Genomic DNA, 20845 nt, shown 5'->3' with positions numbered 1-20845 from the left:
GGACCTTGTCCCTGTGAGAGTAGGACGTCGCCAAGCAAGCTTAAGACGAGTCAGAATGACTCGTCTTTTTTGTGTTTATTTTTATTTACCAAATGTCATAATCCATAAATTTAATAACGCCAAAAATGAAAAAAGAATGAAATAGAGACTGTTTAAAATAATGGCAATGATTTTTGGTGTTCCTGATTTTCCGACTGCCCTAAAATAATACTTAAGAACAGGAAACATTATTTCTATTATAAGTATATATTTTAAAAAATGAGAGTAGAAAAAATGGGATGATATAAATAAGTATTCAATCATTATAGCAATTACTGCGATAGAGAAAAATAAATAAGATAATAGCATAGTTATTTTTTTTCACGGTTATTCTCCCCCTAAAAATTAAATCGCTATAATATAAGTTCTATTGATGTATAGAGAATAAGAGTTTATATACTTTTATTAAAATGTACTGAAGTACCATATAAACAATTGTACGTAAAATAGATCTCTAGAAATATATATTCTAATTCCCTTTCCTTCTTGCATATAGTTGCAATTCTTCTTTTGAATATAACTAAAACACGAACGTTATTGGTAACTAGTAAAAAAACATTCGATTATTTATTGACATTGTTTATAAAATATTGTTAATATAGCCATAGAAACAATAATATATAAGACCTCATATAATCGCGGGGATATGGCCTGCAAGTCTCTACCTAACGACCGTTATTCGTTAGACTATGAGGGAAAGTCACTCGGTATTTTTCTATTCACAAGGGATACGTATGCCTGAGTAGAGCGCTTTCTCTCATAGTAAAAGAGAAACTGTTCTATTTCAGGCTTTTTTTATTTGAATCGGGGGGATTCTAATATGAAATCACTAGTTGGAGTCATAATGGGAAGTACGTCAGACTGGGAAACAATGAAATTTGCTTGTGACATTTTAGATGAATTAAATATACCGTATGAGAAAAAAGTTGTATCCGCTCATCGGACTCCGGATTATATGTTTGAATATGCAGAGACGGCTCGTGAACGTGGATTGAAAGTTATTATTGCTGGAGCTGGTGGAGCAGCGCATTTACCAGGAATGGTTGCAGCGAAGACAAATCTTCCTGTAATTGGCGTTCCAGTTCAATCAAAAGCGTTAAACGGATTAGATTCATTATTATCCATCGTCCAAATGCCAGGAGGGGTTCCAGTTGCAACTGTTGCAATTGGTAAAGCTGGTTCAACAAATGCTGGATTACTTGCTGCACAAATACTTGGATCATTCCATGATGATATACATGATGCATTGGAATTGAGACGAGAAGCAATTGAAAAAGATGTGCGTGAAGGTAGTGAGCTAGTATGACGAGAATCATTTTACCTGGAAAAACAATCGGCATTATTGGAGGCGGCCAGCTTGGAAGAATGATGGCATTGGCAGCTAAGGAGATGGGATATAAAATTGCTGTTTTAGATCCTACAAAGCATTCACCATGTGCACAAGTTGCTGATGTTGAAATTGTTGCACCATATGACGATTTAAAAGCAATTCAGCATTTAGCAGAGATAAGTGATGTTGTCACATATGAATTTGAGAATATTGATTATAGATGTTTACAATGGCTTGAAAAACATGCTTACTTACCACAAGGTAGTCAGTTGTTAAATAAAACGCAAAATCGTTTTACAGAAAAGAATGCAATTGAAAAAGCCGGGTTACCGGTAGCGACGTATAGATTAGTTCAAAATCAAGAGCAGCTTACTAAAGCGATTGCTGAGTTATCATATCCTTCCGTCTTAAAAACAACGACAGGTGGATATGATGGGAAAGGGCAAGTTGTTTTAAGAAGTGAAGCTGATGTTGAGAAGGCACGAAATCTTGCGAATGAAGCAGAATGCATTCTAGAAAAATGGGTGCCTTTTGAAAAAGAAGTATCAGCTATTGTCATTCGTAGTGTAAGTGGTGAAACGAAAGTGTTTCCAGTAGCGGAAAATATTCATGTGAATAACATTTTACATGAATCTATCGTTCCAGCTCGCATTACAGAAGAACTTTCTCAAAAAGCAATTGCTTACGCAAAGGTACTTGCGGATGAATTAGAACTTGTGGGAACACTAGCGGTAGAGATGTTTGCTACAGCTAATGGTGAGATTTACATTAATGAATTAGCACCAAGACCTCACAATTCAGGACACTATACACAGGATGCATGTGAAACGAGTCAATTTGGTCAACATATTCGAGCAATCTGTAATTTACCTCTTGGAGAAACAAATTTGTTAAAACCAGTTGTCATGGTAAACATTTTAGGCGAACATATAGAAGGGGTCCTAGGACAAGTGAATAGATTAACCGGGTGCTATTTACACTTGTATGGAAAAGAAGAAGCAAAAGCGCAGCGAAAAATGGGGCATGTTAATATTTTAAATGATAATATTGAAGTCGCTCTAGAAAAAGCGAAGAGTTTGCATATTTGGGACCATCAAGAACAACTGTTGGAGGGAAAAAGATGATTAATCGTTATACACGCCCTGAAATGGGTGCTATTTGGACGGAAGAGAATAAATTTAAAGCATGGTTAGAAGTTGAGATTTTAGCTTGTGAAGCATGGGCTGAGCTTGGCGATATTCCAAAAGAAGATGTTAAAAAAATTCGTGAGCATGCATCATTTGATATTGATCGTATTTATGAAATTGAAAAAGAAACACGTCATGACGTAGTTGCTTTCACTCGTGCTGTATCAGAAACACCAACATTAGGTGAAGAACGCAAATGGGTTCATTACGGTTTAACATCTACAGACGTAGTAGATACAGCTTTATCTTACATCTTAAAACAAGCAAATGAAATCTTGTTAAAAGACTTAGAAAACTTCGTTAGCATTTTAGCTAACAAAGCGAAAGAGCATAAATACACGATTATGATGGGAAGAACGCACGGTGTTCATGCAGAGCCAACGACATTTGGTTTAAAACTTGGTCTTTGGTATGAAGAAATGAAACGTAACGTAGAGCGTTTCAAACAAGCTGCGGATACAGTTCGCGTTGGTAAATTATCTGGTGCAGTTGGTACATACGCGAACATTGATCCATTCGTAGAAAAATTTGTTTGTGAAAACTTAGGATTAGAAGCGGCACCAATTTCAACACAAACATTGCAACGTGATCGTCATGCACATTACATGTCAACACTTGCGCTAATCGCAACATCTATTGAAAAGATGGCAGTTGAGATTCGTGGTTTACAAAAGAGTGAAACACGTGAAGTTGAAGAGGCTTTCGCAAAAGGTCAAAAAGGTTCTTCTGCAATGCCACATAAACGTAATCCAATTGGATCTGAAAATATGACTGGTTTAGCTCGTGTTATCCGCGGTTATATGATGACGGCTTACGAGAATGTTCCATTATGGCATGAGCGCGACATTTCTCACTCTTCAGCAGAACGCGTAATTCTACCAGATGCTACAATCGCATTAAATTACATGTTAAATCGCTTTGGTAATATCGTTAAAAACTTAACTGTATACCCGGAGAATATGAAACGCAATATGACAAGAACATACGGCTTAATTTACTCTCAGCGCGTAATGCTTACACTAATCGACAAAGGTATGGTACGTGAAGAAGCTTATGATATCGTACAGCCTAAAGCGATGGAAGCTTGGGAAACACAAGTACAATTTAAAGAGCTTGTAGAAGCTGATGAGCGTATTACGAGCAAATTAACGCAAGAGGAAATTAACGAATGCTTCAACTATGAGCATCATATGCAACATGTTGATACAATCTTTGAACGCCTAGGATTAAACGAAGCGTAAAATTTTATATGGCACAGAATAGAGTCATTCTGTGCCATTCTTTATAAAAATATTATTCACATTTTTCAAACTACAGGGGGCTTGCGAAATGCAAAAGCTAGAATTGCTGTATGAAGGTAAGGCAAAAAGAATTTATCGTACAGAATCAGCAGATATGGTTTGGGTAGAGTACAAAGATAGTGCGACTGCTTTCAATGGGGAGAAAAAAGAGACGATTACAGGAAAAGGTCGTTTGAACAATGAGATTACAACTTTATTGTTCAGAAAGTTACAAGAAGTAGGAATAAAAACACATTTTGTTGAGAAGTTATCTGAAACAGAGCAACTTGTAAAAAAAGTGAGTATTATTCCTTTAGAAGTTGTCACAAGAAATGTAATTGCAGGAAGCCTTTCAAAGCGATTAGGAATGGAAGAGGGAACTGTACTTGCAGAACCAATCGTAGAATTTTACTTCAAAGATGATGATTTAGGAGATCCGCTTGTAACGGAAGATCATATTCGTGTATTAAATGTTGCGTCACCAGAGCAAGTAAGCGTATTACGAGATATGGCTCTACAAATCAATCAAGTATTGATTGAGCATTTCGCAAGCTGTCGTGTAAGATTAGTAGATTTTAAATTAGAGTTTGGTGTAACGGAAGAAGGAGAAATCATATTAGCGGATGAGATCTCACCAGATACTTGCCGTTTATGGGATGAAACGAGCAATGAAAAGTTTGATAAAGACGTATTCCGTCGCGATCTTGGAAATTTAACAGAAGCTTATGAAGAGATTTTAAAACGTTTAGGGGGAATTTCACATGTATAAAGTTAAGGTATATGTAACGTTAAGAGAAAGCGTATTAGATCCACAAGGAACAGCAGTAAAAGGGGCACTTCATAGTCTTTCATTTACAGAAGTACAGGATGTTCGAATCGGAAAGTACATGGAACTAACAATTGATAAATCTGTATCTGACCTTGACGCAAAGGTAAAGGAAATGTGTGAAAAATTATTAGCAAACGTTGTAATGGAAGACTTCCGTTATGAAGTTGAGGAGGTTGTCGCACAGTGAAATTTGCCGTAATAGTATTTCCGGGTTCGAACTGTGATGTCGATATGTTCCATGCAATTAAAGATGAGCTTGGTGAAGAAGTAGATTACGTTTGGCACGATAGAGAGAATTTAGATGAATATGATGCAATTTTACTACCTGGTGGATTCTCTTACGGTGACTATTTACGTTGTGGTGCTATTTCTCGCTTTGCTAACGCAATGAAAGCAGTGCAAAAAGCTGCTGAGCAAGGAAAACCAATTTTAGGAGTGTGTAATGGATTCCAGATTCTTGTTGAATCAGGATTACTACCAGGAGCACTAATAAGAAACGAAAACTTAAAATTTATGTGTCGCACTGTTCAGTTACGTGTTGAAAATAACGAAACGATGTTTACATCACAATATGAAAAAGATGAAGTAATCAATATTCCAATTGCACATGGTGAAGGGAATTACTATTGTGATGAAGTAACTCTTAAACAATTAGAAAAGAATAATCAAATCGCATTCCGTTATGTAGAAAATCCGAACGGTAGCGTTTCAGATATTGCTGGTATTGTAAATGAAAAGGGAAATGTACTTGGTATGATGCCACACCCAGAGCGTGCTGTAGATGAATTGCTTGGTGGTGCTGAAGGGTTAAAAGTCTTTCAATCTATCTTAAAACAGTGGAGGGAAACATATGTCGTTAATGCTTGAACCAAATCCAACACAAATTAAAGAAGAGCGTATATATGCGGAAATGGGGCTAACAGACGAAGAGTTTGCCATGGTTGAAAAGATTCTAGGCCGTTTGCCGAATTATACAGAAACAGGTTTATTCTCTGTAATGTGGTCTGAACATTGTAGTTATAAAAATTCAAAACCAGTTCTTCGCAAGTTCCCAACAACAGGTGAGCGTGTCCTGCAAGGCCCTGGAGAAGGCGCTGGAATTGTAGATATCGGTGATAATCAAGCGGTTGTATTTAAAATGGAAAGCCATAACCATCCTTCTGCTATTGAACCATATCAAGGAGCAGCAACAGGCGTTGGTGGTATTATCCGTGACGTATTCTCTATGGGAGCACGTCCAGTAGCTCTATTAAACTCACTTCGCTTCGGTGAACTACAATCACCACGTGTGAAATATTTATTCGAAGAAGTAGTAGCAGGAATCGCAGGATACGGTAACTGCATCGGTATTCCTACTGTTGGTGGCGAAGTACAATTCGATCCATGTTACGAAGGAAATCCACTTGTAAATGCAATGTGCGTAGGTTTAATTAACCACGAGGATATTAAAAAAGGGCAAGCACACGGTGCTGGCAATACAGTAATGTACGTAGGAGCATCAACTGGTCGTGACGGTATTCACGGTGCAACATTCGCATCTGAAGAACTATCTGAAAGCTCAGAAGCGAAACGTCCGGCAGTTCAAGTAGGAGATCCATTTATGGAGAAACTTCTTATCGAAGCATGTTTAGAACTTATTCAGTCTGATGCACTTGTTGGAATTCAAGATATGGGAGCTGCTGGTTTAACTTCATCTTCTGCAGAAATGGCAAGTAAAGCAGGTATGGGTATTGAAATGTACTTAGATGATGTACCACAGCGTGAAACGGGAATGACACCATATGAAATGATGCTATCTGAATCACAAGAGCGTATGTTAATTGTTATCAAAAAAGGTAGAGAGCAAGAAATAGTAGATTTATTTGAGAAGTATGGTCTTGCAGCAGTTACGATGGGGAAAGTAACGGAAGACAAAATGCTTCGCTTATTCCATAAAGGTGAAATGGTAGCTGAAGTACCAGCAGATGCTCTTGCAGAAGAAGCGCCAATTTATCATAAACCATCAAAAGAAGCAGCATACTTTGCTGAGTTCCAGCAGATGAAAGTGGAAACACCGCAAGTAGAAGATTATAAAGAAACGTTATTCGCTTTACTACAACAACCGACAATTGCAAGTAAAGAGTGGGTATATGATCAATATGATTATCAAGTACGCACAAGCACAGTTGTTACACCAGGTTCAGATGCAGCGGTTGTACGTGTACGCGGTACAGAAAAAGGATTAGCAATGACGACAGATTGTAACTCTCGCTATATTTACTTAGATCCAGAAACGGGCGGTAAAATTGCAGTAGCAGAGGCAGCGCGTAATATCGTATGTTCTGGTGGAGAGCCACTTGCAATTACAGATTGCTTAAACTTTGGTAACCCAGAAAAACCGGAAATCTTCTGGCAAATTGAGAAATCGGTAGATGGTATGAGTGAAGCTTGTCGCACATTACAAACGCCAGTTATTGGCGGAAACGTATCGATGTATAACGAGCGTAGTGGTGAAGCGGTATATCCAACACCGACTGTTGGGATGGTTGGTCTTGTCCATGATTTAAAACATGTAACAACACAAGAATTTAAGCAAGCTGGCGATTTAGTGTACGTAATTGGAGAGACGAAAGCTGAATTTGGTGGAAGTGAATTACAGAAAATGGTCCACGGCAAAATTTTCGGCCAATCACCAAGTATCGATCTAGATGTAGAATTAAAACGCCAAAAACAAGTATTAGAAGCAATTCAAGCTGGCCTTGTTCAATCGGCACATGATGTTGCTGAAGGTGGTTTAGCAGTTGCAATTTCTGAAAGTGCAATTGGTGCTAACGGTTTAGGTGCTACTGTGAAATTAGACGGTGAAGCAACGGCGGTATTATTTGCGGAATCACAATCTCGCTTCGTTCTAACTGTAAAACGTGAAAACAAAGAAGCGTTCGAGAAAGTCGTCGAAGCAATTCAAGTTGGAGCAGTGACAGATACAAATGAGGTAACAATTCATAATGAAGAAAATGAAGTATTACTTACAGCAAATGTAGATGAAATGAGACAGGCTTGGAAAGGGGCAATCCCATGCTTGCTGAAATAAAGGGGTTAAATGAAGAATGTGGCGTCTTTGGAATTTGGGGGCATGAAAATGCGGCACAAGTTTCGTACTACGGATTGCACAGTTTGCAGCACCGTGGGCAAGAGGGCGCAGGCATTGTTGTAAATAATGGGGAAAAAATCGTCGGTCACAAGGGATTAGGTTTAATATCGGAAGTGTTTTCAAGAGGTGAGCTAGAAGGATTGGACGGAAAATCAGCAATCGGACACGTACGATACGCGACGGCTGGTGGAAGTGAAGTAGCTAACGTTCAACCATTATTATTCCGTTTTTCTGATCATAGTATGGCATTAGCTCATAACGGAAATTTAATTAATGCAAAAATGCTTCGCCGCGAATTAGAGGCAGAGGGAAGTATTTTTCAAACGAGTTCAGATACAGAAGTACTTTTACATCTTATTAAGCGTAGTACGAAAGATTCTTTAATTGAAAGTGTAAAAGAGGCACTAAATAAAGTGAAAGGTGCGTTTGCATATCTTTTACTAACTGGGAATGAAATGATTGTTGCGCTAGATCCGAATGGGTTCCGTCCTCTTTCAATTGGAAAGATGGGTGATGCTTACGTTGTAGCATCAGAAACATGTGCTTTCGATGTAGTAGGTGCAACATACATTCGTGATGTAGAACCGGGTGAATTACTTATCATCAATGATGAAGGAATTCACGTAGATCGTTTTACAAATGAAGTAGATCATGCAATTTGTAGTATGGAGTACATTTACTTTGCGCGTCCGGATTCTAATATCGCTGGTATTAATGTCCACGCAGCACGTAAAAACATGGGGAAACGTTTAGCGGCAGAAGCTCCTATTGAAGCTGATGTTGTTACTGGTGTACCAGATTCTAGTATTTCAGCTGCGATCGGTTATGCTGAGGCGACAGGTATTCCATATGAGTTAGGATTAATTAAAAATCGTTACGTTGGACGTACGTTTATTCAACCTTCTCAAGAATTGCGAGAGCAAGGGGTAAAGATGAAGCTTTCCGCAGTAAGAGGTGTAGTTGAGGGGAAACGAGTTGTTATGATTGACGACTCTATCGTAAGAGGAACGACAAGCAAACGAATTGTTCGTATGCTTCGTGAAGCTGGAGCGACAGAGGTTCATGTAAGAATTGCTTCACCGCCTCTAAAATATCCATGTTTCTATGGTATTGATATTCAAACGAGAAAAGAATTAATTGCAGCAAATAATACAGTAGAAGAAATCCGTGAAATGATCGGAGCGGATTCTTTAACATTTTTAAGTGAAGATGGATTAGTAGATGCAATTGGACGTCCATATGAAGGGAAATATGGCGGCCTATGTATGGCTTACTTCAATGGAGACTATCCAACAGCTCTTTATGATTATGAGCAAGAGCTTTTAGAAAGTATGAAATAAGAAAGTGAAAAAAGCTTCTACTTCTTTTGATGTAGAAGCTAGCTTCTTTCTTAAAAACGGCCGCCCTGGATGGGGAGAAATTAAAAGACGAGGTGTAAATAACGATGGCGAATGCATATAAGCAAGCAGGAGTAGATATTGAAGCTGGATATGAAGCGGTATCTCGCATGAAAAAACACGTACAAACAACAATGAGAAAAGAAGTACTAGGCGGTTTAGGCGGTTTTGGAGGTATGTTTGATCTATCAAAATTTGCATTAGAAGAACCTGTATTAGTATCTGGAACAGATGGCGTGGGAACAAAATTGATGCTCGCTTTTATGGCAGATAAACATGACACAATTGGTATTGATGCAGTAGCGATGTGTGTAAATGATATTGTTGTCCAAGGGGCAGAGCCGCTTTTCTTCCTTGATTATATTGCTTGTGGTAAAGCTGAACCTAGTAAAATTGAAAACATCGTCAAAGGTATATCAGAGGGCTGTCGCCAAGCTGGTTGTGCATTAATTGGTGGGGAAACAGCTGAAATGCCAGGAATGTATTCTACGGAAGAATACGATTTAGCTGGTTTTACAGTTGGGATTGTTGATAAAAAGAAAATTGTAACAGGTGAAAAGATTGAAGCTGGTCACGTATTAATTGGCTTAGCATCTAGCGGTATTCATAGTAATGGTTACTCTTTAGTACGAAAAGTGTTACTAGAAGATGGAGAACTATCTTTAGATCGTATTTATGGACGCTTAGAACTACCTCTTGGTGAGGAGTTATTAAAACCAACGAAAATTTATGTCAAACCTATTTTAGAACTATTGAAAAAACATGAAGTATACGGTATGGCTCATATTACAGGTGGTGGATTCATTGAAAATATTCCACGTATGTTGCCAGAAGGAATTGGTGCTGAGATTGAACTTGGATCTTGGGAAATTCAGCCGATTTTCAATTTGCTTCAAGAAGTTGGGAAACTAGAAGAGAAAGAAATGTTCAATATTTTTAACATGGGTATTGGTATGGTAGTAGCGGTAAGGGAAGAAGATGCAAAAGATATTGTTCGTCTTCTTGAAGAGCAAGGAGAAACAGCTCGTATTATTGGTCGTACTGTACAAGGGGATGGCGTTACCTTCAATGGGGGCACAGCACTATGAGTAGATTAGCAGTTTTTGCTTCTGGAAGCGGATCTAACTTTCAATCTCTCGTTAATGCGGTAGAAGAAAAGAGATTGGATGCAGATATTAGTTTATTAGTATGTGATAAACCAGAAGCACGCGTTATTGGACGGGCACATTATCATCATATCCCATGTTTCGCTTTTTCAGCGAAAGCATATGAGTCAAAAGAAGCATTTGAAAAAGAAATATTAAAGAAGCTAGAAGAGTATGAAATTGATTATGTTATTTTAGCTGGATATATGCGTTTAATTGGGCCAACTTTACTAGAAGCATATGGTGGGAAGATTATTAACATTCATCCATCACTACTACCGAGTTTCCCAGGGAAAGATGCTGTCGGTCAAGCGTTAGAAGCAGGTGTGAAAGTAACTGGAGTAACAATTCATTATGTAGATGCAGGTATGGATACAGGTCCAATTATTGCGCAAGAAGCAGTAGTTGTTTCTGAAGGTGATACGAGAGAAAGCTTACAAAAGAAAATTCAACAAGTTGAACATAAATTATACGTAAATACAGTGAATCAAATTGTTCAGTCTGTGAAAGAACCAACTGTTAACTAACATACAACCAGGGGTGAAGGATAAATGAAAAAGCGTGCATTAGTAAGTGTTTCAGATAAAACAGGAGTAGTAGAATTTGTTAAAGGTTTACTAGAACAAGGGATTGAAGTTATTTCAACAGGTGGTACGAAAAAATTACTAGAAGAAAATGGTTTACAAGTAATCGGTATTTCTGAAGTAACTGGTTTCCCAGAAATTATGGATGGCCGTGTAAAAACATTACATCCAAATATTCATGGTGGTCTATTAGCAGTTCGTGATAATGAAACACATGTAGCGCAAATGAATGAATTAGGCATTCAACCAATTGACTTTGTTGTTGTTAACTTATACCCATTTAAAGAAACAATCGCTAAGCCTGATGTAACATTTGCTGATGCAATTGAAAATATTGATATCGGTGGCCCAACAATGATTCGCTCTGCTGCGAAAAATCATAAATTTGTATCGGTAATCGTAGATCCAGTAGATTATGATGTTGTATTAGCAGAACTGAAAGAGAACGGCGAAGTAAAAGAAGAGACGAAACGTAAATTAGCAGCGAAAGTATTCCGTCATACAGCGGCATATGATGCGTTAATTTCTAACTACTTAACAGAACAAATGGGTGAAGAAAGTCCAGAAACGTTAACTGTGACGTTTGAGAAAAAGCAAGACTTACGTTATGGAGAGAACCCACATCAAAGGGCTACTTTCTATAAAGCACCATTTGCTGCAACTTCTTCTGTTGCATATGCAGAACAATTACATGGTAAGGAATTATCTTATAACAATATTAATGATGCAGACGCAGCGCTTAGCATCGTAAAAGAATTTACAGAACCAGCAGTAGTAGCAGTAAAACATATGAATCCATGTGGCGTTGGAGTAGGAACTGATATTCACGAGGCATATACTCGTGCTTATGAAGCGGATCCAGTATCAATCTTCGGCGGTATTATTGCAGCAAATCGTGAAATTGATAAAGCTACAGCAGAAAAGTTACACGAAATTTTCTTAGAAATTGTTATCGCTCCTTCGTTCTCGCAAGAAGCTTTAGAAGTGTTGCAAAGCAAGAAGAACTTACGCTTACTAACTGTAAATATTGAAAAAGCGACAAGTGCAAGCAAAAAACTAACTTCTGTACAAGGTGGTCTTCTTGTTCAAGAGGAAGATACGTTATCATTAGATGAGAACACAATTTCAATTCCAACGAAACGTGAACCATCAGAGCAAGAGTGGAAAGATTTAAAACTAGCTTGGAAAGTTGTAAAACATGTGAAATCAAATGCAATTGTTTTAGCGAATGATAACATGACGGTTGGTGTAGGCGCGGGACAGATGAACCGTGTAGGCTCTGCAAAAATTGCAATTACACAAGCTGGCGTAAAAGCACAAGGTAGCGCACTTGCATCTGATGCTTTCTTCCCAATGCCAGATACAGTAGAAGAAGCAGCAAAAGCTGGTATTACAGCAATTATCCAACCAGGTGGATCAATTCGTGATGAGGATTCTATTAAAGTGGCAGATAAGTATGGGATTACGATGGTGTTCACTGGCGTACGTCATTTCAAACACTAATAGAGGATGTCTAAAAGGTCCGGTCGAGATAATCTTCGCATGTCGTCGTTGCAATGCCAGTGCGGTACTCATGTAGGAAAACTATACTCCGTATCCTCTTGGAAAATGCGCCTCGACCTGCTCGGTTCTCTCGATCCTCCCTTTTAAACTTCTATTGATATGAAAAAGCAAACTAGGAGCATAGCTTCTAGTTTGTACCTATTTAATTATTGGGGGATGAAATATGAATGTTTTAGTAATTGGCCGCGGTGGGCGTGAGCATGCTTTAGCTTGGAAGTTTGCACAATCTGAAAAGGTGGAGAAGGTGTATGTAGCACCAGGTAATGAAGGTATGCGAGATGTTGCAACACCAGTTGATATTGATGAAAATGATTTTGATGCATTAGTTTTATTTGCCAAAGAGAATAATGTTGAATTAACTTTCGTTGGGCCAGAAATTCCGCTTATGAATGGAATTGTTGATCGTTTTAAAGAAGAAGGACTTCGCGTATTTGGTCCGAATAAAGCGGCTGCTGTTATTGAAGGCAGTAAAGCTTTTACGAAAGAGTTGATGAAAAAGTATAATATACCAACTGCTGCATACGAAACTTTTACAGACTATGATGAAGCAGTAAAGTACATTCAAAAAGTTGGTGCGCCAATTGTTATTAAAGCTGATGGATTAGCTGCTGGTAAAGGTGTAACGGTAGCAATGACGCTTGAAGAGGCATTACAAGCTGTGAAAGAAATGCTACAAGATGTGAAATTCGGCGTGGCAAGTAAGAAGGTCGTTATTGAAGAGTTTTTAGATGGACAAGAATTTTCATTGATGGCATTTGTAAATGGAACAACTGTACATCCGATGGTAATTGCTCAAGACCATAAACGAGCTTTTGATGGCGATAAGGGTCCTAATACAGGTGGAATGGGCGCATATTCTCCAGTACCACAAATTCCAGAATCAGCAGTTCAAGAGGCGATTGAAACAGTATTACATCCAACTGCTAAAGCGATGATCCAAGAAAATCGTTCGTTTACAGGTATTTTATATGCAGGGCTTATTTTAACAAATGATGGTCCAAAGGTAATTGAATTTAATGCTCGCTTTGGTGATCCTGAAACGGAAGTTGTATTACCTCGCTTAGAGAATGATTTAGTTGATGTATGCAACGCTGTGTTAGATGAAAGTGAACTAACTTTACAATGGTCAGAAGATGCTGTTATCGGTGTTGTACTTGCTTCTAAAGGATATCCAGAAGCGTATAAAAAAGGTGAAGTTATTAACGGATTAGATGCATTGCAAGATGTGATTGTTTTCCATGCGGGGACAGTAATGAAACACGGTGATTTTGTAACAAATGGTGGTCGTGTATTATTTGTTGCTTGCAAGGCGAATAGTTTACAAGAAGCAAAAGATAAAGTATATAAAGAAATCGGTAAAATTGAAAGTGATGGTCTGTTTTATCGAAGTGATATAGGATATCGTGCAATTGGGCATGAGATGACGAGAAGCTAATGTATAAAAAATCCCGCTGATTTCTCAGCGGGATTTTTATGCATCTTTATCTTTCTTCAATTTTCCTTTTTGCTTTGCCATTTCTCGAAGTAAATACTCGATGTGTGCATTGACGCTACGAAACTCATCATTCGCCCATTTTTCGATGACTGCGTGTAATTCAGGATCAATACGTAATGGAAAGCTTTTCTTTTTAGCCATAATTATTTACAACCTATTAGTATAGGCTTCCTGTATTAATAACTGGTTGCGCACCTTTATCTGAAACGATGGCAACCAATAAGTTGTTTACCATATTTGCTTTACGCTCGTCATCGAGTTCCAGCACGCCTTCTTCATCCAACATATGGATTGAATCTTTGGCCATTTTCACAGCACCTTCAACAATCTCTTTTCTAGCAGCTAACACTGCTTTTGCTTGTTGACGTTGTAGCATTGCATGGGCAATTTCTGTTGCGTAAGCTAAATGCGTTAAACGAGTTTCTAATACTTCTACACCAGCAATTTCAAGACGCGCTTCTAATTCGCGTTTTAGCTCTTCTGAAATTTCCTCAGTATTTCCACGTAACGTAATACAAGTTTCATCCTGGAAATTATCATAAGGATATTTTGTTGCCACGTGGCGGATTGCTGTTTCACTTTGGATTTCTACGAATCGATCGTAATGCTCAACACCAAACATTGCTTTTGCAGAATCAACCACCTTATATACGATAACAGCTGCAATTTCAATTGGATTTCCTTCGACATCATTTACTTTTAATTTCTTACTATTAAAGTTTTCAACACGTAAAGATACAGTTTGACGGAATGCAAATGGAATTGTTAAAAATAAACCGTTTTGACGAATTGTTCCTAAATAATTACCGAAGAACGTAATAACTTTCGCTTGATTCGGTTGAACGATACCGATGCCTGTAGCCAAAACAGATGCTAATATAAGAGCTAAAATAGCTATTACAAACATTTCTTGTACAAGGCAAAATACACCGATAGCGGCTAAAACTAAAATTCCAATAACACCCAGAAATCCATTTACATAAAATACTTGTTTTTCTTTCATATGATCGCCTCCTGATATAAAAATGATATCACTTTTATATCATTTTAAGCAAGGGATTCATACCTAATCTTCTGAATTTTTTTATTTGGTATTTTTTATGTACGTGTTAGGGATGAAAAGGAATGTACGTTCTGTTTTGTGGTAAAATAAAGAGGACTTAACCGCCCACTGCAGCAGCTAAGTCCCTTTGAGAGCATCTTGCATCGTGACAAATGATTCAAAGCGGTTTTGCCAGGATTATTTCTTCAATCGCTGACTCAATCTCTTTGTCAGAAGCATCATAACTTCCCTTTGACTTTGGCTTGTCATGAGCGGAAGTTTGATTCACTTCTTCTTTAGCATGTCCTTTTTCAGTAAAATTCATGCCAGGCATTTTAAATGCGCCCATATTCATGTATTTTCCAAATTTCCATGCTTCAACAATAGGGCAGAAGCGAACAATTCCCTCTGCAACTTTCATTGCACCAATCCATAGAAAAATGTTAGACCAAGTGCACCACGGATTGCGTACAAGTTTAGTTGCACTACATCCGAAGAGGACAAGACCAAGTGTAATTCGAATTAGAGCGTTTATTGTCCCGATGTTTTGCTTCATTAGAAAAACACTCCTTTTTATGAAAATTGAAATAGTAAATACTACTTCTCTTATTAGTATTCCGTGTGATTTTGGGGATATGTAATCCAACATTTGACGTTGAAAAAGATGTTGGAATGGGCGTGTGTGTCAGTAGCTTTTTTTGTTATAATGAAAGAATGCATAAAAAGAAGGTAAAATGAAATCCTTCTTTTTGAAAAATATTTAATAGCTATTTAAAAAAAACAAGATGAAAACTAACTGTTATTTTAAACAGAACTATAGATATAACTAGAGAAAAGAAAGGGTGTTTTCATGTACGATATTTCCGGATGGAAACATGTATTTAAGCTTGATCCAAATAAGGAGTTAAGCGATGAACATTTAGAAATGATTTGTGAGTCTGGAACCGATGCTGTTATTGTAGGCGGAAGTGATGGAGTTACAATTGATAACGTATTACACATGCTAGTTAGCATTCGTAGATATGCAGTTCCTTGCGTGTTAGAGGTTTCTGATGTGGAAGCAATCACACCAGGCTTTGATTTTTATTACATCCCAAGCGTATTAAATAGCCGAAAAGTAGAATGGGTAACAGGTGTTCATCACGAGGCATTGAAAGAATTTGGGGATATTATGGACTGGGACGAAATTTTCATGGAAGGGTATTGTGTTTTAAATCCTGAAGCGAAAGTAGCCCAGCTTACAGATGCAAAATGTGATTTAACAGAAGATGACGTTATTGCATACGCGCGTTTAGCAGACAAGCTATTACATTTACCGATATTCTATTTAGAATATAGCGGTACGTATGGAGATATTGAACTTGTTAAAAATGTAAAAGCAGAATTGAAACAAGCTAAGTTATATTATGGCGGTGGCATTTCTAATGCAGAACAAGCGAAAGAAGTAGCGCAGTATGCCGATACAGTAGTTGTTGGAAATGTTATTTATGATGATATAAAATCGGCGTTAAAAACAGTTAAAGCAGTAAAAGGAGAGTAGGTGCAGGCGTATATGAGTATGACGGATAAGTTATTAAATGGTTTAAATCCACAGCAACAAAAAGCAGTGCAAACAACGAATGGACCGCTGCTATTAATGGCGGGAGCGGGTAGTGGTAAAACACGTGTGTTAACACATCGTATTGCATATTTACTTGGTGAAAAAGGTGTAGCGCCATGGAATGTACTAGCTATTACCTTTACAAATAAGGCTGCTCGTGAAATGCGCGAGCGTATTGATACACTTGTCGGACCAGAAGCAGAAGATATTTGGATTTCTACGTTCCACTCTATGTGTGTACGTATTTTACGACGTGATATCGATCGTATTGGTATTAATCGTAACTTTACAATCTTAGATTCAGGCGATCAGTTAACTGTAGTCAAAAAAATTATGAAAGAGCGTAATATTGATCCGAAGAAATTTGAGCCGCGCGCTATTTTAGCCGGTATTAGTAATGCGAAAAATGAACTGTTATCTGCAGATAAATATGCAAAAAAAATTACAATCGCTGATCCATATGAAAAATTAACGAGCGATGTATATACAGAATATCAAAAACGTCTTTTGAAAAATAACTCATTAGACTTTGATGATTTAATTATGACAACGATTCAGCTATTTGAACGTGTTCCAGAAGTACTAGAGTTTTATCAGCGTAAGTTCCAATATATTCACGTGGATGAGTATCAAGATACGAACAAAGCGCAGTACCTTCTTGTTAAACATTTAGCAGCACGTTTTAAAAACCTTTGTGTTGTGGGTGACTCAGATCAGTCTATTTATCGCTGGCGTGGTGCGGATATTTCTAACATTTTGTCATTTGAAAAAGACTATGAGAATGCGCAAGTTATTCTGTTAGAACAAAACTATCGTTCGTCACAAAATATTTTAAATGCAGCCAATGCTGTTATTGAAAAAAATACGAATCGTAAACCGAAAAAATTATGGACAGACAACCAAGTTGGGAGCAAAATTTCGTATTATCGTGCTGCAACTGAAAAGGACGAAGCGTATTTTGTTGCGAAAAAAATTCGTGATGATATTCAAATGGGGAACCGAAAATATACTGACTTTGCAGTATTATATCGTACGAATGCTCAGTCTCGTATGGTTGAGGAGATTTTCCTGAAATCTAATATCCCTTATAAAATTGTCGGCGGTACGAAGTTCTACGACCGTAAAGAAATTAAAGACATTTTGGCGTACTTACGTTTAATTGGGAATCCTGATGATGAGATTAGTTTCGCACGTATTATTAACATGCCGAAGCGCGGGATTGGTGCGACTTCTATCGATAAAATTATTAATTACGGTGTGCAAAACGGAATTTCATTAACGGCTGTATTTGATGAAATTGAGCATGTTGGTGTAAGTGCAAAAATTACAAAGGCAGTAAAAGAATTCGCAAGTTTACTACACAACTGGGTAAATATGCAAGAGTACTTATCTGTTACAGAATTAGTAGAAGAAGTCATTGAAAAAACAGGATATCGCGAGATGTTGAAAAATGAGCGTTCTTTAGAAGCAGAAGGCCGTTTAGAAAACTTAGATGAGTTTTTATCTGTTACGCAAACGTTCGAATCTCAAAGTGAAGATAAGAGCCTTGTTGCATTCCTAACAGACTTAGCTCTTGTCGCGGATATTGATCGTGTAGATGAAGATCCAACTGCTGGTGAAGAAGTTATTTTAATGACGATGCACTCAGCAAAAGGGCTAGAGTTCCCTGTAGTCTTTATCGTTGGTTTAGAGGAAGGAATATTCCCGCATACGCGTTCTCTTATGGAAGAAGATGAAATGCAAGAAGAGCGTCGTCTTGCTTATGTAGGTATTACTCGTGCAGAAGAAGAATTATACTTATCGAATGCGCAAATGCGTACTTTATTTGGTAGGACAAGTATGAATGCAGCATCTCGATTTATTACAGAAATCCCGGCAGAGCTGGTGGAACCATTAAATGAAACAGCGCCGAAGCGTGAAACTTCGTTTGGTGCAAAAGGAAGAACGACAGGAGCTGCGGCAACAACACGCTCTCGTTCAGCTTTCGTACGTCCGGCTGTTAAGACAACAGGCGGCGAGCAAATTGGCTGGGCAGTAGGCGATAAAGCTTCCCACCAAAAATGGGGAGTCGGTACAGTTGTAAGTGTAAAAGGCGAAGGTGATTCAAAAGAATTAGATATCGCGTTCCCAAGCCCGATTGGTGTTAAACGTTTATTAGCAAAATTTGCACCTGTGACGAAACAATAGGAAAGGAATGAGGATATGTCAAAAGAGATAGCAAAAAAACGTATAGAAGAACTACGTGATTTGTTAAATACATTTAACTATCAATATCACGTATTAGACAATCCTTCTGTTTCTGATGCGGAGTATGACCGTAATATGCAGGAGCTTATAAAATTAGAAGCAGAGAATCCAGAGTTCATGAGTGAAGACTCTCCCTCCGTGCGCGTTGGGGGAACTGTTCTTGATATATTTGAAAAAGTAACGCATAAGTCACCGATGTTAAGTTTAGGAAATGCATTTAACGAAGGAGATTTGCGTGATTTTGACCGAAGAGTACGTCAAGGAATTGATGATGCGAATGTAAGATATATATGCGAATTAAAAATTGACGGACTTGCTGTTTCACTTCATTATGAAAAAGGACGCTTTATTCAAGGTGCAACACGTGGTGATGGTATAACAGGTGAAGATATTACCCAAAACTTGAAAACGATTAAAGCAATTCCACTTCGATTAAATGAAGAGGTAACGTTAGAAGCGCGAGGCGAGGCTTATATGCCGAAGCGTTCATTCGTTAAACTAAATGAAGAAAAAGAGCAAAACGGTGAAGATGTATTTGCGAATCCGCGTAATGCGGCAGCAGGTTCAATACGTCAACTTGATACGAAAATTGCAGCAAAGCGTAACCTATCCATGTTTGTATATGGTCTTGCAAATGTAGAAGAAAAAACAATTTCATCGCATAGCGAATCACTTGATTTCTTAGGTGAACTGGGGTTTAAGACAAATCCAAATCGCCGTACATGTGAAACAATTGAAGAGGTTATAGCTTATGTAGAAGAATGGCAGGAAAAACGTCCGAATCTTGATTATGAGATTGATGGGATCGTTATAAAAGTAGACGATGTTGCTCTTCAAGAAAGCCTAGGAACTACTGCAAAGAGTCCAAGATGGGCGATTGCTTATAAATTCCCGGCTGAAGAAGTTGTAACGAGATTAACGGGCATTGAATTAAGTGTTGGCCGTACAGGGGTTGTAACGCCGACTGCAGAGTTAGAGCCAGTACGAGTGGCTGGTACGATCGTTCGTCGTGCTTCCTTACATAACGAGGATTTAATTCGTGAAAAAGACATTCGAATTGGTGACTACGTTGTTGTGAAAAAGGCTGGAGATATTATTCCTGAAGTTGTGAACGTTATTTTTGATAAGCGTACTGGTGAGGAAGAAGAATACCGCATGCCAACGCATTGTCCGGCATGTGAGAGTGAACTAGTTCGTTTAGAAGAAGAGGTTGCACTTCGTTGTATAAATCCAACTTGTCCTGCCCAAATTCGCGAGGGATTAATTCATTTCGTTTCAAGAAATGCAATGAATATTGACGGACTTGGCGAGCGTGTCATCACACAGCTCTTTGATGCAGATTATATTCGTACGTTTGCAGATTTATATGCATTGACGAAAGAACAATTACTACAGCTAGAGCGTTTTGGTGAAAAATCAGCAACAAATTTAATACAAGCAATTGAGAATTCGAAGGAAAACTCGTTAGAGCGATTATTATTTGGCCTTGGAATTCGCCATGTCGGAGCGAAAGCAGCACGTACATTTGCAGAGCATTTTGAAACGATGGATGCACTTGTGAAAGCGACGGAAGAGGAGCTAAAATCAATTAATGAAATTGGTGAAAAAATGGCGCAATCCGTTGTAACATATTTTGATAATGAAGATGTATTAGAGCTATTACAACAGTTTAAAGAGTATGGCGTGAACATGACATACAAAGGCATAAAAAGTGCAGATTTACAAAATGTTGAATCTTACTTTGCAGGGAAAACTGTCGTCTTAACTGGGAAATTAGAAGTGATGGGACGCAGTGAAGCGAAGAAGAAGATTGAGGCATTAGGTGGAAAAGTAACAGGAAGTGTTAGTAAAAGTACGGATTTAGTTGTTGCTGGTGAAGCTGCTGGCTCAAAATTAGCGCAAGCAGAGAAGCACAATGTTGAAGTTTGGAATGAAGAGAGGTTCTTACAAGAGCTAAATAAGTAAGAGGTGCAAACT

General features: G+C 38.0%; 19 protein-coding genes and 1 riboswitch. Of the genes, 15 read left to right on the top strand and 4 right to left on the bottom strand.

Annotated features, from left to right (window positions below; all coding sequences use genetic code 11):
• Positions 1-81 precede the first annotated feature (81 nt).
• Positions 82-348 (bottom strand): hypothetical protein, encoded by a 267-nt coding sequence (locus tag JDS92_RS30950; RefSeq protein WP_000927496.1) that lies wholly within the window; start codon positions 346-348, stop codon positions 82-84.
• A gap of 299 nt (positions 349-647) precedes the next feature.
• Positions 648-749: riboswitch (purine riboswitch) on the top strand.
• Positions 750-859: 110 nt separating this feature from the next.
• Between JDS92_RS30950 and purE the strand changes: the two genes are divergently transcribed.
• The 12 genes from purE to purD all read left to right on the top strand — a co-directional run bounded on the left by purE (position 860) and on the right by purD (position 13919).
• On the top strand, positions 860-1345 hold the full coding sequence (gene purE / locus JDS92_RS18135; RefSeq protein WP_000839361.1) for a 5-(carboxyamino)imidazole ribonucleotide mutase: 486 nt from the start codon (positions 860-862) through the stop codon (positions 1343-1345).
• Complete coding sequence (gene purK, locus JDS92_RS18130; RefSeq protein ID WP_000196786.1) at positions 1342-2493, top strand: 5-(carboxyamino)imidazole ribonucleotide synthase; 1152 nt, start codon at positions 1342-1344, stop codon at positions 2491-2493. The genes purE and purK overlap by 4 nt, the downstream gene beginning before the upstream one ends.
• Positions 2490-3797 (top strand): adenylosuccinate lyase, encoded by a 1308-nt coding sequence (purB, locus tag JDS92_RS18125; protein WP_000610752.1) that lies wholly within the window; start codon positions 2490-2492, stop codon positions 3795-3797. Before purK ends, purB begins: the two co-directional genes overlap by 4 nt.
• Before the next feature lie 88 nt (positions 3798-3885).
• Positions 3886-4605 carry a phosphoribosylaminoimidazolesuccinocarboxamide synthase gene (gene purC, locus JDS92_RS18120; protein ID WP_001170546.1) on the top strand — a complete coding sequence of 240 codons (720 nt, stop codon included), beginning with the start codon at positions 3886-3888 and terminating at the stop codon, positions 4603-4605.
• Entirely contained in the window at positions 4598-4852 is a 255-nt protein-coding gene (purS, locus tag JDS92_RS18115) for a phosphoribosylformylglycinamidine synthase subunit PurS (protein WP_000278820.1), read from the top strand. The genes purC and purS overlap by 8 nt, the downstream gene beginning before the upstream one ends.
• Positions 4849-5532, top strand: a complete 684-nt coding sequence (purQ, locus tag JDS92_RS18110) for a phosphoribosylformylglycinamidine synthase subunit PurQ (RefSeq protein WP_000666770.1) — start codon at positions 4849-4851, stop codon at positions 5530-5532. Before purS ends, purQ begins: the two co-directional genes overlap by 4 nt.
• Positions 5516-7735 carry a phosphoribosylformylglycinamidine synthase II gene (gene purL / locus JDS92_RS18105; protein ID WP_000055552.1) on the top strand — a complete coding sequence of 740 codons (2220 nt, stop codon included), beginning with the start codon at positions 5516-5518 and terminating at the stop codon, positions 7733-7735. The genes purQ and purL overlap by 17 nt, the downstream gene beginning before the upstream one ends.
• Entirely contained in the window at positions 7720-9135 is a 1416-nt protein-coding gene (gene purF, locus JDS92_RS18100) for an amidophosphoribosyltransferase (protein WP_097959768.1), read from the top strand. The genes purL and purF overlap by 16 nt, the downstream gene beginning before the upstream one ends.
• A gap of 104 nt (positions 9136-9239) precedes the next feature.
• Positions 9240-10280 (top strand): phosphoribosylformylglycinamidine cyclo-ligase, encoded by a 1041-nt coding sequence (gene purM / locus JDS92_RS18095; RefSeq protein WP_001262428.1) that lies wholly within the window; start codon positions 9240-9242, stop codon positions 10278-10280.
• A complete protein-coding gene (gene purN / locus JDS92_RS18090; protein ID WP_000088570.1) occupies positions 10277-10864 on the top strand; it encodes a phosphoribosylglycinamide formyltransferase in 588 nt (195 codons plus the stop codon). Before purM ends, purN begins: the two co-directional genes overlap by 4 nt.
• A 24-nt stretch (positions 10865-10888) precedes the next feature.
• On the top strand, positions 10889-12424 hold the full coding sequence (gene purH, locus JDS92_RS18085; RefSeq protein ID WP_199632244.1) for a bifunctional phosphoribosylaminoimidazolecarboxamide formyltransferase/IMP cyclohydrolase: 1536 nt from the start codon (positions 10889-10891) through the stop codon (positions 12422-12424).
• 223 nt (positions 12425-12647) lie between these two features.
• Entirely contained in the window at positions 12648-13919 is a 1272-nt protein-coding gene (gene purD, locus JDS92_RS18080) for a phosphoribosylamine--glycine ligase (protein ID WP_016107413.1), read from the top strand.
• Positions 13920-13955: 36 nt separating this feature from the next.
• Here the strand turns inward: purD and JDS92_RS18075 are convergent, their stop codons facing one another.
• From JDS92_RS18075 to JDS92_RS18065, 3 genes are all read right to left on the bottom strand, one after another.
• On the bottom strand, positions 13956-14120 hold the full coding sequence (locus JDS92_RS18075) for a type II toxin-antitoxin system antitoxin (RefSeq protein ID WP_001085171.1): 165 nt from the start codon (positions 14118-14120) through the stop codon (positions 13956-13958).
• 16 nt (positions 14121-14136) lie between these two features.
• Positions 14137-14982 carry an SPFH domain-containing protein gene (locus JDS92_RS18070; RefSeq protein WP_000660692.1) on the bottom strand — a complete coding sequence of 282 codons (846 nt, stop codon included), beginning with the start codon at positions 14980-14982 and terminating at the stop codon, positions 14137-14139.
• Positions 14983-15199: 217 nt separating this feature from the next.
• Complete coding sequence (locus JDS92_RS18065; protein ID WP_000812355.1) at positions 15200-15577, bottom strand: YgaP family membrane protein; 378 nt, start codon at positions 15575-15577, stop codon at positions 15200-15202.
• Positions 15578-15871: 294 nt separating this feature from the next.
• Between JDS92_RS18065 and pcrB the strand changes: the two genes are divergently transcribed.
• From pcrB to ligA, 3 genes are read left to right on the top strand one after another with little or no spacing between them, the layout of a single operon-like run.
• Positions 15872-16561, top strand: a complete 690-nt coding sequence (pcrB, locus tag JDS92_RS18060) for a heptaprenylglyceryl phosphate synthase (RefSeq protein WP_000272082.1) — start codon at positions 15872-15874, stop codon at positions 16559-16561.
• The gene (pcrA, locus tag JDS92_RS18055) at positions 16562-18808 is read left to right on the top strand and encodes a DNA helicase PcrA (protein ID WP_098911529.1); all 2247 of its coding nucleotides are present in this window, start codon (positions 16562-16564) and stop codon (positions 18806-18808) included. It abuts the gene before it with no gap.
• 15 nt (positions 18809-18823) lie between these two features.
• A complete protein-coding gene (ligA, locus tag JDS92_RS18050) occupies positions 18824-20833 on the top strand; it encodes an NAD-dependent DNA ligase LigA (protein ID WP_000031436.1) in 2010 nt (669 codons plus the stop codon).
• Positions 20834-20845: the final 12 nt, after the last annotated feature.

Source organism: Bacillus cereus group sp. N12 (genome assembly GCF_016483575.1).
Classification (GTDB): Bacteria; Bacillota; Bacilli; order Bacillales; family Bacillaceae_G; genus Bacillus_A; species Bacillus_A toyonensis.
The sequence above is the reverse complement of the archived record's forward strand: the minus strand, read 5'-3'. Positions and strand labels throughout refer to the sequence as shown.